We start from the raw sequence: 14,321 nt of genomic DNA on the forward strand, positions 1-14,321 counted from the left end.
GAACCCGGCACCGGTCGGGAAGTCGCATTTCCAGTGCTCCAGTCGCGCTCGTCGGGCGGGCCACGCCGCGCCGCCGCACGGGCGCACCCCGATTGCGAGCCAGGGTACGGGTCCCCCCACCGGGGGGTAACGGTCCCGCAACCGGGGCTGCGCCTTCGGCGAACGGGACTGCCCGAAAGTACCGAACCGGGCGATGCGTTCCGGGCGACGCCTGGCATCGTCCACATCGGACAAGCGGGGCCGGCCAGGGCCCCGGCGATCACCCGGCGTCGAGGGCGCCCTCGCCGTCCAGCGACCTGAGGAACGCCCGAGCGTCCTCGGCTTCTTCGGCGCCGATGCTGACGAACGCCTCCAGCGCACGGGTCGCGTGCTCGCTGGCGGCGGCGTGGTCCGCATCCCGCCGCCGCAGCTCCGCCACGCCGAAGCGGGCCAGGGCTTCGTGGTAACGGTTGCCCAGCCTCGCGCAGAGGTCCAGCGCCGCTTCGTAGTGCTGAAGGGCGGCCACCCGGTCGCCCAGGTCGCGGTGTGCGTGCCCGATGTTGATCAGGAGGTTGACCTCCATCAGGTCGATCATCCCGGCGCGCGCCGCCGCCAGTCCCGCCGTACCGCACTCCAGGGCTTCCGCCGGGCGGCCCGCCTCGACGTACAGTTCGCACAACGCGTCGAGCGAACCGGCGTGCTCGTAGTGCCCACCAGTGTCGGCGGCCAGTTGCACGGCCTCACGAGCGTGGGCTATCCCGCGCTCGTAGTGCTTCATCTCCCGCAATGTCGAAGCCAGGTTGACGAGCAGGCGGAGCCGGAAGTGGTGGTTGCCCGTTTTCGCGGTCACCTCCAGAGCGTGCTCCAGGTGCCGCACGGCGACGTCGTTGCGGCCCAGCCGGGAGTTCGCGATGCCGATCTGGTTCAGCACCTGCAGCTGCGGTGCCACATCGGCCAGCTGCTGCGCGGACCGGTAGGCGATGTCGAGGACCTCCACCCACTCGGTGAGCAACCCGGCCGAGTAGTAGTAGTTGTACATGTACCAGGGCATTTGCCAGGCCGCCTGGTGGTCGCCCAGCTCCGCCGCGCACTGCGTGACCGCCCGGATGTTCGCTGCTTCGGCGTGGGACCACGCGAAGGCGTCGTCGCTGGTGGCGAAGTCCGGCAGCTCGTACGGTGTCTCGGGCACACCGGTGTCGAACACCGTGTCGACGGTCATGATGCGCAGGTAAGCCGCCCGCACGGCGTAGACGTACCAGCCAATCAGGCGCCGCAGCGCGGCGATGCGCTCCTCGGAGCTGTCCTCCTGTTCGGCGAGTTCGGCGGCGTAGACGCGCACGAGGTCGTGGAAGCCGTAGCGCTCGCCGACGCGCTCCAGCAGGTTCTGTTCGTACAACCGGGCGAGCAGCGCGCCCGCGGTGGCGGCGCGGCCGTCGGTCAGGGCCGCTGCGGCCCGGGGCCCGATGGTCGGGCCGGGCAGCGTGCCCAGGTAGCGGAACGCACGGGCGACTTCGGGGTCGAGTGAGTGGTAGGACCAGGAAAACACCGCCCGCACCGACGACATCTCGTCGTCACCGGCCTCCAGGGCGTCCAGCCGGTCCTGCTCGGCGGTCAGGTTCGCCACCAGGTCCGCCAAGCTCGCACCGGGGTTGACCGAGATCTTCTCCGCGGCGATCCTCAACGCCAAGGGCAGGTACCCGCACAACCGCGCCAGCTCCGCGGCCGCGGCGGGTTCGCCGTCGATCCGCGCCCGCCCCACCGAGGTGCGCAGCAGCTCCAGGGCCTCGGCCTCGGTGAGCACCCCCAGGGTGAGGCGGTGCGCGCCGTCGCGCACCACCAGGCCGCTGAGCCGGTTGCGGCTGGTGATCAGCACCAGGCTGTTCGACGGACCCGGCAGCAGCTCGCGTACCTGCTCGGTGGATTCGGCGTTGTCGAGCAGGATCAGCATGCGCTTGTCCGAGAGCAGGGACCGGTAGATCGCCACCTGCGCGTCGTGGTCCTCGCGCTGGGCGCCCACCCCGAGCGACCACAGCAGCTGGCCGAGGGCCTCGGTCGCCGAGAGCGGTGGCCGGCTAGGATCGAACCCGCGCAGGTTCAGGTACAGCTGCCCGTCCGGGTATTCGCCGGCGACCCGGCGGGCGAACCGCACGGCCAACGCGGTCTTGCCGACCCCGCCGCCGCCGTCGACCGCCGAGATCACCAGCGCGCCGGAACTCTGCCCGCGCTTCTCCCGCCACCGGGTCAGCTCCGCCAGTTCGTCGGCCCGGCCGACGAAGTCCAGGATCTCGTGCGGCAACTGGGCCGGCACCGGGGCGGCGGAAGCCACGGACGGCGCGTCCAGCCCCGGGTCCGCGCGCAGCACCCGCGCCTGCAATTCCCTCAGCTCCGGACCCGGGTCCAGCCCCAGCTCCGCCACGAACAACCGCCGCGCCGCCTCGAACTCCGCCAGCGCATCCGCCCGCCGCCCACTCCGATAGAGCGCCAGCATCAGCAACACCCGCAACCGCTCCCGGAACGGCTCCGCCTGCACCGCATCCGCCAGCTCACCGACCACCTCACGGTGCCGGGCCAAGGCCAGCAGCAGCTCCGCCCGCTCCTCCACCAGCTGGAACCGCAGCTCCGTCAGCCGGACCCGCTCCGCCTCCGCCAACGGCCCCGGCACCTCGGACAGCGGCACGCCCCGCCACAGCTGCAGGCACTCGCCCAGCACGCCGGCCGCCGCCGCGGCGTTCCTGGCCACCACCAGTTCCCGGGCCCGCCGCACCTGCGCGTCGGCCGCCATCACGTCGACGAGCTCAGGGTCGAGCGTGAGCCGGTAGCCCGTTCCCGTGCGCTGGAGCACCTCGCCGGCCCCCGCGAGCACCCGGCGCAACCCGTGGATGTAGGTGTGCACGCTGCCTTCGACCGACGCGGGGGGTGTGTCCCCCCACACTCCGTCGATCAGTTCCGCGCGCGAGACCGTCGCCCCGGCCCGCAAAGCGAGGATCGCCAGCACCGCCCGCTGCCGTGGCGGCCCGACGGCGACTTCACGGTCCGCCACGCGGACCCGCAGCTCACCGAGCAGATCGACCCGCAACGCGTTCTCAGGGCCGGTCACGGCGCTGCAACCTCCACCCGTTTCCCCAGCAGGGCTTCCTGGACCTGCTCCACCTTAACAACAAGGCGAGCCGTGGCCCGGTCCGGCCGACGGCTCACGGGGTGGTGGAAGGGAAACAGCCGAGGCCGGCGGGTGGGCGGCTTTCAGGCCCCGAGGCGGTCCAGACCGGTTGGCCGGCCTCGGAGGGCCGCAGGGCCTCGAGTGCCCGCCCGAGCAGCACCGTGTCGAGGGCGGGCGGCGGCCCCTCGGTTTCGCGGAGGTGCCGGAGCAGCTCCGGATCGGGAGCCAGGTGGTGGTGGCGGAGGTAGTAGGTGACCGTGTCGGTCCACACCCAGCGGCCGTCGGTGCGGAAGTTCATCGGTACGACCGGGCCCTGCTCGGGGTCGAGGACGTCGGCCATGGTGCCGCTGGTCACGAGCAGTTCCGTGCCCGCCTCCAAGTAGCCAACGAGCGACGCGCGTTCGCCGTCGTCGGTGATCTTCTCGTGCTCCGGCGAAAACCGGGGCCCAGCTTGGGGGTCGACCTCGTCGAAGACCCGGGCGACGCCGACCTCGACGTCCTCGTGCGGCGACCACAGCAGCTTCCCGCCCTGCTGCGCGGCCCGCTGGTACCGGGGGCGGACGCCGTGCATCGAGACGACTTCGACCTGCGGATCGCGTTCCCCGGCCGCGCTCAGTGTTTCCTGGAAGCGCCCGGCCAGTTCGGCGGGTTCGTCGGCGTCGTCGGCGTCGTCGTCGACCTCCACCACGTAGACCACCCGGGGTTCCGGGTGGGAGACGTCCCCGGCGGGGCGGCGCACCGCGCTCCAGAAGCCGCGGATCCCGGGCACCCCCGTCACCTCCGCCAGCAGGTCCTGCTCCGCGAGCGCGGCGATCAGCAGCGCGCCGTCATCGCCTTCGGCGGCTTCCACGGCGCCCCAGTCGAGGGAGAAACGCCACAGCAGGGGCGGGTTGTCCGCGATGAGTTCCATCGCGTCCAGCACGGCGGGATCGGCCCCTTCGGACTCGAGCAGCTCGGCCAGCGCGTCGAGGTCGTCTTCGTCCAAGGGCAGCACCGTTCGCCGCGCGGCGAACGCCAGCAGCTGGGCGACCTCGGCGCAGCGGTCGGCGGCGAGCGCGCGGCGCGCATGGGTGAGCGCGTCGTCGGGCAGCCAGCCGGCCACCCTGAGCAGCATCTCGTGCAGCTGGGGGGTAAAGGGGTGGCCCATCCGTCACTCCTGGGGTTCGCGGCCTACTGGCCCATTTTCACCGAGTGCGCTCCCGCACGGGCCCGCCGAGGACGATGACTGCCCGAAGACGCAGGATTCGCTGGCCCGAATCCCCCGCACGGCCGTCACCGGGTGTCCCCGACGTCGAAGGTCTCGCAGCCACGGATGCGGACGAGCACGCGGCCGTCGGCGCTCAGCGCCTCTTCGACGTTCGCGTCGTCGACGTGGATCAGCCGGATGCCGTCCGGGTTCGACTTGCTCACCTCCGCGTCACTGCCCGAGGTGAAGAACTCGACGCGCTCGATGAACCGGGGCACCGCGATCAGGTGGACGCCGTTCTCGTCCGTGCGCAGCAGCCGGGTCCGGGCCAAGGCGTCCAGCAGCACCGTCGGGACCGGCGGGTTCTCCAGGAGAACCCGGTCGGCTTCGGTCACCGCCGGGACCAGCACCCAGCGGGAGCTCGTGCCGCCGGGGCCTTCCCGGCCGTCGGTGCTCGCGCGGTAGACGCCGCGCAGGACCACGGCGCTGTCGTCGCGGTAGTACGGGTCCTCGGACGGCCGGTCGGTGACGACGTCCCGGCCGATCGGCGGTTCCGGGAGCGCGCCCAGCACCACCTCGCACGAGAAGTGCTCGCGGTCGGCCCGGAGCACCCGGCCGCGCCGGTCGACGACGTCGCTGGTGATCCGGACCCGCACCCGGTCCGGGCCGGCCGGCCGCGCGGTGACCCGGTAGGGGTTGCCCGGCCCGGTCTTCGGTGCGACGAACGCGGAGAACCGCAGTTGTTCCAGGGACCGGACGGTCGCGCCGGGCACCACGGCGACCGCGGCTTCGGCCGCGATGGTGGCCAGCCCGGTGCCGTGCATGGTCGGCTTGCCGTTGACCGTGTGGTCGGCCAGGAACCCGGCGGTGCGCTCGCCGAGGTCCAGCAGCCACTGCGTGGCCTCCCCGGTGATCCGGTGCGGCACCCCGAGCATCCACCGGGTGCGTTCCGGCACCCGGTGCACGAAGCCGGGGAACTGCGTGCCGAACGTGTCCCGTTCCTTCGGGTTGAGGAACGCCACGAGCGGCTGCGCGACCGACGGCGTGCGCAGCTCGGCGGTGAAGTGCCGGACCCCTTCGGCCGGCGCGAGCGGCGCCATGATGCCCGCCCGCTCGTTGTTGCCCTGCATCAGCTCCGAGCCGCCCATGCCGATCTCCGCCCAGATCGGCCAGATCAGCGTGCGCTCGTCCGCGCCGCGCACCAGCGCGGCCCGGCGGGCCGCCCCGTGCAGGAAGTCGTTGCCGGGCGCGTAGTCGGTCTCGCCCGGCAACCCGACCAGCCCGGCCACCGAACCGAAGTTGCACCACTGCGCCGGCTGGGCGGCGCCGAACGCGGCCTTGAGGTTGCGGTAGCCCTCGATCTTGACCCCGCGGATGTGCCGCAGCCCGTCGAGGGACAGCCGGCTGATGTCACCGCCGTTGTGCAGGCCGGCGCCGTGCACGAGCAGGTCGACCTCGGGCGTGACCTCCCGGATTCGGGCGACGGCCTCGCGGACGGCCTCGGCGTCGGTCAGGTCGCAGGTGAGGTAGCGGACCGCGTCCTCGCCGCAGAGAGCACGCAGGTCCCGCAGGGTGCGGTGCGATTCCCGGGCGTTGAGCAGGCGGTCGAACCGGGCCATGACCTCTCGCACCGACGCGTCCGGGGTGCGGGCGCGCTCGGTCTTGAGGAACTCCGCCCGCAGGGCCGTCAGCCGGTCGTCCGCCGCCTCGAGCAGTTCGGCGGGCACGTCCTGCAGCCGCGACGACCCCAACAGCCACAGCCGCAGCGGCGCCCGGGACGCGAGTTCCTTCGCGCAGGCCGCGGTGATGCCGCGCGCGCCCCCGGTCACGACGACCACGGCCCCCGGCCGCAGCGGCGAAGTGTCCGGGCGCAGGTCGAGCGGCGCGGGCACGAGCTTGGTGCGCAGGCGCACACCGTCGTGGTGGAGCACCGCCGGGTAGCCGCGGTAGCCGGCGAGCTCCCGGTTCAGCGTCGTCCAGCCGCCGGCGGCCGAGCTGATCACCACGGCCAGCCGCGCCTCGGACAGGTCCCATGCGAGGCTGCTGACGATGCCGGTGAACAGGCCGGTGGCCGGGTGCGGGACGCCGCTGCGCAGCTCGTCGACGACGTGCACCCCGAGCGAGCCGCCGGCGGCGAGCCGGTCGCGACCGGACTTGGCCGCGAGGAACAGGGCTTCGTGCGCCCGGAGGGTGTCCGCCGGAACGGCCTCCCCGGACTCCGTGCCACCGGTGGAGGCGAAGAGGCGGATGTGGCCGAACCCGGCCGTCCCGGTCGCGTGGTGGGGGAACTGGGCCTCGATCGGTTCCGCGCCGGTCAGCACCTGCACGTGGGCCCCGGACGCGCGGACCTCGGCGGGCACCGCGTCCTCGCACCCGGGCTGGACGATGACCAGCCAGTCCGGGCCGGGCGCGGTGGTCCACTCCGGGCCCGAGAGCGGCTCCTCGACGAAGGAGCAGACGTAGCGCTCGTTGCGGGGCACGATCCGGCTCGCCGGGCGCGGGGTCAGCACGATCCCGGGCGCCGACGGCCCGGCGCCGATCACGCGGGGCGCGGGCCCAGGCCGGGCGAGCGCACCGATGAGGTCGCACGCGCCGTTGGCGCCGAGGTAGTCCCGCGGCCGCGCGGCCGCGGGCTCGCCGGTACCGGGGGCGATCGAGATGTCGCCGAGCACCGGCCACCCGGCCTCGGCCGCGGTGCTCTCCCGGGCCAGGGCGAAGAGGAAGGCGCCTTCGCCGAGCGGCCCGCGGCTGAGCAGCGTGCGCAGTTCTTCGGTGCTGTTGCCGTTGACGCTCAGCACGAGCGCGAGGTCGAGTGCGCCGCCCCGCAGGTGCCGCACGGCGGTCTGGATCGCGTGGGCGGTGGCGGCCGGTCCCGCGTCGGCGAGCTGCACCGGGCCGTTGAGGTTGTAGCGGTTGGCGATCCGCGAGGCGATCACGTTACCCATCAAGCCGGGCTGGGTGTCCGGAGTGGACGCGGCGGTCCCCGCCCGCACCGCTTCGCCGGCGGCCCGGGCGGCCTCGGCGAACTCACCCGGGTCGAGCTCACCCGGCGCCACGGCGAGCAGGTCGTCCGCGTAGCAGCGCAACGCCGAGTGGTACCAGGAGAGGGCCGGCCCGTAGTGCGCGGCGACGACTCCGGTCGTTTCTTCGCGGCCCTGCCACAGCGGTCCGTGCTCGGCCGCGAAGCGACCGGCCACGGCCAAGGCCATCAGCTGGGTGCGGTCGATCGCGTCCGACACCGCGGCGGGCAGCCGGCCGACCGCGAACTCCGGCGCCGGGTAGGGCACGGCGAACCCGGCGTCTTCCGACGGCGCCCGCCCATCCTTCAGCCGCGCCGCGACCTCGGCCGCCGACGGCTCGCCCGGCAGGTGCGCGCTCCACGCGACGAGGACGATCCGCTCGTTCTTCGCCGGTGGCCGCGCGGCGGGCACGGGCTCACCCGGCCGGGGCTCGTCCTGGAGCAGCAGATGCCCATTGGTGCCGCCGAACCCGAACCCGGAGACCCCGATCGTGCGCGGTCCGGCGGGCAGCGGCGTCTCCCGCGTGGGGACGGTGAGGTGCGCCGCCCGCACCGGAGCACCGGGCCGCGGCCGCTGGGCCGGGACCACACCGTGGCGCAGGCCGAGCAGCGCGTGGATCACCGAGACCGCGCCCGCCGCCCAGCCGGTGTGCCCGATCAGCGACTTGTTGCTGGTGCACAGCACGTCTTTCCCGGTGGTCGCCTGGTCCAGCGCGGCGAGCTCGACCTCGTCGCCGGCCCGGGTGCCGGTGCCGTGGCCGACCACCCAGGCCACCTCCCGGTCCGGGCCGCGCCGGGCGCGGGCCAGTGCGAGGGCCTGCCCGCGGGGATTGGGCGCGGCGATGGCTTTGCCGCGGCCGTCGGCAGCGGCGCCGAACCCCGCCAGCACCCCGAGCACCTGCTGGCCGTCCCGGCGAGCGTCGCTCAACCGCCTGAGCGCGACCACGGCCGCGCCGTCGGAGAAGAGCGTGCCGTCGGCGGCTTCGTCGAACGAGCTGACCGCGCCCCGGTGGCTGAGCCCGCCGAGTTTGCCGAACAGCACGGCGAATCGCGGCGTGAGCATGAAGTAGCCGCCGCACAAGGCCAGGTCGGTGCTGCCCTCCTGGAGGGCAGCCACGCCGAGGTCGATGGCGTACAGGGAGGACGAGCAGGCGGTGTCCACGACCGTGACGGGCGTGGTGTCCGGCAGCAGGCCGCGCAGCGCGTGGCGGACCACTCCATCCGGCAGGTGGCTCGCGGGGTCGCCCGCCGCCAGCCGGTAGCGCTCCCGCAGCAGCGAGCGCAACCGGTCCGCGCCGGGGCCGTGCGCCGAAGGCCAGTTTTCGGCCAGCAGGCGCGCATAACCCTCGACCACCATCGCCTGCTCGAAGTGCTGGTCACCATCGGAGCAGGCGCCGACGAACAGCGAGGGACGGGACGCCGGACCGGCAGGCAACGCCTGTTCCAATGCGTGACGCAGCCAGGACGACGACAGGCTGGCGTCGGGCGCGACGTCTTCGTGCCGGCCCATCCGGACGAACCCCGCGGTGCGCGCGTAGGTGCGGTCGCGGTCGCCGGGATCGGCGGCCCAGAAGGTGTCCAGCGGAAACCGGTCCCCCGGCTCGGAAAACGCCGGATCGCCGGATCGGAGCAGCTCCCAGAACTGCTCCGGGGACTCCGCGCCGGGCACGACCAGGCCCATCCCGACGACGGCGACGGCGTCGCCGTCATCTTCGCCGCCGCCCGAACGATCCCGGGAGCGCGCCGGGCGGCTCTCGGGCGCCGGCGCGGGTTCGGTGACCGGCGTGGGCGCCGGCGCGGCGGGTCCCCAGGTGCCCCCGGCGCGGATGAGCGCACCACCGAGCCGGATCCCGCCGTCGTTGACGACGTTCTCCCCCGTCATCCACGACGCGTCCGGCGAGGCGAGGAAGGCCACCAGCTTGGCGTGCTCCTCGACGGTGCCGAGCCGGCCGAGCGGGGTGCCCGCGACCGTCGCCTCGAGGACCTCCTCGCTGCGCGGGAACAGCTCCACCGTCTTACTGACCAGCATTCCGGCTGAGGCCATGTTCACCCGGATGCCGTGCGGCCCGAACTCCACCGCGAGGTACTTCGTCAGCTGCTCGAGCGCACCTTTGCACACCGCGACACAGCTGTAGTTGTCGATGACCACGCTGGTACCGATCGACCCCAGGTTCACGATGGCGCCACCGTGCTCCCGCATCAGCGGGAACGCGGCGCGCGAGCACCGCCGGGGACCGTGCACGTTGGTGTCGATCGCCCGTTCCCAGTCCCGGTCGGTCAGCACGTGGCCGGGCTCGAACACGCCGCGGGCCGCGTTGTTGACCAGGACATCGAGCCGTCCGTGCCGGCGGCCGACGTCGGCGAACATCTCCTCGATCGCGTCCGGCTTGGCCACGCTGGCCCGCACGTGTTCCGCGGAACCGCCTTCGGCGAGGATGTCGGCGACCGTCTGCCGGGCCGCCTCCAGGTCGTGGAACCAGTTGACGATCACGTGGCCGCCGCCGCGGGCCAGTTCGCGCGCGATCGCCCGCCCCTGCCCCTTCGAGCCGCCGGTGACCAGGCAGACCTTGCCGGTGAAGGCACCGGGGCGGGGCCGGGTCACGCCGTCACCCGCCCGGCTCCGAGGTCGGTGAGCAGGCCCGCGATCGACTCCAGGGTCGTGTAGTCGGTGATCCGGATGTGGTCGGCCTCCGGGACGTCGTACTTCCGGCGGGCCCGCTGCAGCAGCTCGGTCTGCCGGATGGAGTCGATGCCGAGGTCGGCTTCCAGCTCCACGCCGGCTTCGAACACCTCCTCCGGGTAGCCGATCGCGGAGGCGTACAGACTGCGCAGGTCGGCGAGGAGGTTCACGCCGGGCGCCGGGTCCGGCTCGGCCGGGCGCACGCCCGCGGTTTCCGGTGCCACCGGCTCGGGCTCGGCCACCGGCAGCGCGGCGGCCTCCGGCTCGGCCGGTCGCGGCTCGGGCACGTCCGGGCCGCCCGGTGCGGCGAGCATTTCCGCTTTGGCACCGGTAGGGGCAGGTGCGGTGGCCGGCCTGGCAGGGCCACCGGCGGGGACGGCGGGCGAGGTGGCCGGGTCGCTCCCCGCGGCCGCCGGTGCGTCCGCCAGCGCGGCGATTTCGCCGCGGAGCTCGTCGGCGCTCCAGCGCTGCCGCAGCGGAGCCGCGGTCCGGGCCGCCGGCAGCGCCGCGCGCACCAGATCGGTCAAGGCGCCGCGGGCGCCGCACTCCAGGAATCGGGTGAATCCGTCACCCCGCAGCGCCACCAGGGCGGGGAGGAAGCCGACCGGCCGCTCGAGGTGGCTCCCCAGGACTTCCCGGACGTCCTGCTCCGTTTCGGCGTAGCGACCCAGCACCGGCGAATACACCGGTGTGCGCGGCGCGCGCACCGCCACCGCGAACACGTCGTCTTCGAACAGCCGGTTCGCCTCGGCGAGCACGCGGTTGTGGAACGGGTAGGGCACGCGCAAGCGCGTCGCCTCGATGCCGTGCACGTCCGCCAGCGCGCCCACCCGGTCCAGCGACTCGCCGGGGCCGGAGACCACGACCTGGTCGTAGCCGTTGTCAGCGGCCACCGCCACCGTCCGGTCGGCCATCGAGTCGACGATCGCGCGCACCCGCCGGAGGCCGGCGCCCAGGGCGACCATCCCCCCGTCGGTGCCGGCCGCGGCGCGCAGCGCGCGGTCCCGGGCGATCACCAGCCGCACGCCGTCCGCCAAGTCGAGCGCCCCGGCGGCGGTCAGCGCCGCGAACTCGCCGAAGCTGTGGCCGACCAGGAGCCCGGGCGTGACACCGGCGAGGTCGCGGGCCAGCTCGAGCACCGCCAGCTCGGTGGCGAAGATGGCCAGGCTCAGCGCCGGGACGTCACCGGCCAGCAGGGTGTCCAGGGCCGGTGCGTCCGCGCCGGTCACCAACGGCGACACGCGCGGGCCGCCGAGCCGGAGCGAAATCGCGTCCACCCGGCCGAGGACCGGCGGCAAGGGGTGCCCGGCACCCAGGCGGGACAGCGCACCGGGCAGGTACCCGCCTTGCCCCGGAAAGAGGAACACCGTTTCGGGGGACCACGAAGACATCACAGAATCCTTTTCGCGGGGGACGGGAAGGAGTGCGCCGGCTTCGGCCGGTTCGCTCGGGAAGACGAGCACCGGAAAGCTCCGTGATCGTCTTTCCCACTGGAAGCTAGCCAGCCCGCGTGGTCACGGCAACGGCCCGTTCCGGGTTGTGGAACGCGTTCCACGGATGCCGCCGGCCGGCCGCTGTCCGTCCAATCAGGACTCAAACGTGCCCGGGTCTTTCGGGCACCGGAAGTAGAACATCTTCCTACGACTCTTCGTGCCCGGCCGGTCGCCGCTTAAAGTCGACTCGTCCAGTCCGTCGACCTCCTCCGGCCGTGGCCGCGGGGAGGTTCCCGCCTTCCACCCGGCACCGCGGACGAACACTGCACCGGAGGGCTCGCCATGCCGCGAAGCAACGTCCACCAGACCGGTGACACCGTCGAGTCACCGGGCCGGCCGCTCCAAAAGGCCTTCGCACTGCTGGAAACCGTCGGACAGAGCTCCCAGGCACCGTCCTTGTCGGCCCTGTCCCGGCTCACCGGTATCCCGAAAGCTTCGGTGCACCGCATGCTCCGGGTCCTTTCGAACCTCGACCTCGTGCTCCGCCGCGACGACGGGACCTACACACTCGGCGACCGCCTGTTCGACATGGTCGACGACACCGAACGCTCGGCCGTCGAACGGCTCCGGCTCCTCCTCAGTCCCTACCTGATGGAACTGCGGGACCGCACCGGCGCCGTTGTCGCCCTCGGGCAGCTCTCCGGGCACAACATCCGGGTGCTCGACACGCTGTACAGCCATCACCAAAGCGGGTACGTGCGCCCGGGGAACCACCTGCTGCCCGTGCACTGCACGGCACTCGGCCGGACCCTGATCGCCCGGCACCTCGATGTCTTCGATCCCACCCGGACGCCGCCGTTCACCCGGTTCACCCCGCACACCACCACCGACCCCCGGGTACTCGCCCGGATCCTGCACACGGTGTGCCGACTCGGGCACGCCGTCGTCGAAAACGAGTACCTGCCCGGCGTCGTGTCCGTGGCTGCGCCGATCGAACTGGGTTTCGCTGCCCCGGACCTCGCGATCTGCGCGTTCGGCCCGATGCCGTTGCGGAACAAGGCCACCTTCATCAACGCGGTCAAGGACGTGGCTGCGGCCGCCGGCGACCGGCTGGGCCCGCGGGCTTCCTTCTGCCGGCCCTCTTCCGTGGCCGGTTCCGGCGCGTAAGGCCCGGGCGCGAGCGACCACGGCGAACCCCTGCTCGCGCGGCCTCACCAGACGGGCATCATGAACGACCGCAGTTCGCCGCGGCCGGCGATGCCCAGCTTTCGGTAGCCGTTCGACAGGTGGAACTCCACCGTGCTGGTGCCCAGGCCCAGCCGGGCGGCGATCGCCTTGTTGGCCAGCCCGGCCCGGGCGAGGTTCAGCACCTTGCGTTCCTGGGCGGTCAGCTTGGCTTCGGCGCCCGCACCCGCCCATCGCCGCAGCACGGCGTCGATGCGGTTCACCCAGGCTTCGCTGTTCATTTCCGCCGCCGTGGCGCGGGCTGCGCGCAGCGCCGACTGCCCGTCTTCGTCCCGGGCGCGGACGCTCAGCTTGACGCCCAGTTCGTACCGCGCCCGCAGGAGGGTGGCGCGTGCGTTGCTGCGCACGAGGTGGTCGGCCGCCTCCTTGAGCAGCTTGACGTCCATGTCTTCGTCGGAGACCAGGGCGACCGCCCGCAGTGCGGAGCCGATCGCCTGCGGCGTACCCCAGTGCTGCGCGTGGAGCAGCTCCTCGTTCGCGAGCGAAAGCGCCAGGCTGCGGCGGTCGGTGGCCGCGGCGCACAGCGCGGCCTGCGACCGCCACGGGAGCACCGCGGGGTTCGTGACGCCCCAGCCCGTCAGCTCGCGCCCGCAGGCGGTGAAGTCCTCGTAGGCCAGGTGCGGCCGCCCGGTGGCTTCCCGCAGCGCACCGCGGGCCGCCAGCACCTCCGCGCGGTCGACCACGTCGTCCAGCGCCTCCGCGAACCCGTGCGCGAGCAGGAGGTCTTCGGCCCGGTCGACCTCGCCGAGGTCCACCAGCGCGGCGATCGCCCAGGCCACGGCGATTTCGGCGAACTGGTCCACGACGCCCTGCCGCAGCGCACCGTCGAGCAGCTGCCAGGCACGCTGCGGATCACCGCCGAGCGCGGCGACCCGGGCCCGCAGCACGGCGAGCCCGGAGCTGTGCGGGTGCGGTGCGGACCAGCCCGACCGCGCCATCGCCCGATCGAGGTGGTACCCGGCGGCACCCGCTTCGTCGGCGTAGGCCAGCGCGAGCACGGAGTACCAGAAAGTTCCGAGGTCGCGCCAGGCGAAGGACTCCAGTGCCCGCTGAGCCAGCTCCACCACAGTGTTCGGCTCACGGCCGCGGTTGACCAGCAGCATCGCGCAGGTGGCGTGCAGCCGGTCGGGCGGGACCGGCCCCCAGTTGCCCCGCAGCCTGCGGTGCCCGGGCCGGGGGCTGCCGGCCACGTAGACCAGCCCGCCGAGGTCCGTTCCGATGATCTCGTCCGAGGCGACCGCGAGGACGTCGCGCAAGGTGACCAGCACGGCTTCGTCCGCCTCGCTCCACCGGCCCAGGTGACCGAGCCGCTCGCGTTCGGTCCGGGCTTCGCCCAGCGCACGGCGGATCCGCTCGGCGTCTCCGGACTCGCCCGACCCCAGCACGCAACCTCCGATCAGTCCCGGCCGTGGCCGGTGAGCCACCGAACGCCGTGTCAGGAATCTAACCTTTGGTCAGCTGTATACGGCCGGATCCGTCGCAATCGGGGCATAAATTCACTCGTTTCGGTGAGGCACCTTTCACAGAGTGTGATTTCCGTCGCCGCAGGTGCTCACCGCGTGTTCGAGCCGTGCGCTGCCGTCATCCCGAGAGCGCCACCCCGCGTCAGCCGAACGGGGGTC

General features: G+C 73.2%; 6 protein-coding genes. 1 reads left to right on the plus strand and 5 read right to left on the minus strand.

Features of this window, described 5'->3' with window-relative positions; genetic code table 11:
* Window positions 1-259 precede the first annotated feature (259 nt).
* The 4 genes from HUT10_RS09750 to HUT10_RS09765 all read right to left on the minus strand — a co-directional run bounded on the left by HUT10_RS09750 (window position 260) and on the right by HUT10_RS09765 (window position 11,412).
* On the minus strand, window positions 260-3,076 hold the full coding sequence (locus HUT10_RS09750) for a BTAD domain-containing putative transcriptional regulator (RefSeq protein WP_176170883.1): 2,817 nt from the start codon (window positions 3,074-3,076) through the stop codon (window positions 260-262).
* A gap of 94 nt (window positions 3,077-3,170) precedes the next feature.
* The gene (locus HUT10_RS09755) at window positions 3,171-4,283 is read right to left on the minus strand and encodes a hypothetical protein (protein WP_176170884.1); all 1,113 of its coding nucleotides are present in this window, start codon (window positions 4,281-4,283) and stop codon (window positions 3,171-3,173) included.
* Between the two features lie 125 nt (window positions 4,284-4,408).
* Window positions 4,409-9,943 (minus strand): SDR family oxidoreductase, encoded by a 5,535-nt coding sequence (locus tag HUT10_RS09760; RefSeq protein WP_176170885.1) that lies wholly within the window; start codon window positions 9,941-9,943, stop codon window positions 4,409-4,411.
* Entirely contained in the window at window positions 9,940-11,412 is a 1,473-nt protein-coding gene (locus tag HUT10_RS09765; RefSeq protein ID WP_176170886.1) for an ACP S-malonyltransferase, read from the minus strand. The genes HUT10_RS09760 and HUT10_RS09765 overlap by 4 nt, the downstream gene beginning before the upstream one ends.
* Window positions 11,413-11,796: 384 nt before the next feature.
* Between HUT10_RS09765 and HUT10_RS09770 the strand changes: the two genes are divergently transcribed.
* Window positions 11,797-12,621, plus strand: a complete 825-nt coding sequence (locus HUT10_RS09770; RefSeq protein ID WP_176170887.1) for an IclR family transcriptional regulator — start codon at window positions 11,797-11,799, stop codon at window positions 12,619-12,621.
* A gap of 44 nt (window positions 12,622-12,665) precedes the next feature.
* On the opposite strand, the gene HUT10_RS09775 is transcribed toward HUT10_RS09770, so the two are convergent.
* Window positions 12,666-14,084: a helix-turn-helix transcriptional regulator gene (locus HUT10_RS09775; protein ID WP_176170888.1), complete on the minus strand. Its 1,419-nt coding sequence runs from the start codon at window positions 14,082-14,084 to the stop codon at window positions 12,666-12,668.
* Window positions 14,085-14,321: the final 237 nt, after the last annotated feature.

The organism is Amycolatopsis sp. Hca4, assembly GCF_013364075.1.
In the GTDB taxonomy this organism is placed as follows: Bacteria; Actinomycetota; Actinomycetes; order Mycobacteriales; family Pseudonocardiaceae; genus Amycolatopsis.

What these genes read in the sequence shown, in the direction of transcription:
- HUT10_RS09755 (WP_176170884.1), bottom strand. Translation starts at nt 4,283, where the DNA reads ATGGGCCACCCCTTTACCCCCCAGCTGCACGAGATGCTGCTCAGGGTG.
- HUT10_RS09765 (WP_176170886.1), bottom strand. Translation starts at nt 11,412, where the DNA reads ATGTCTTCGTGGTCCCCCGAAACGGTGTTCCTCTTTCCGGGGCAAGGC.
- HUT10_RS09770 (WP_176170887.1), top strand. Translation starts at nt 11,797, where the DNA reads ATGCCGCGAAGCAACGTCCACCAGACCGGTGACACCGTCGAGTCACCG.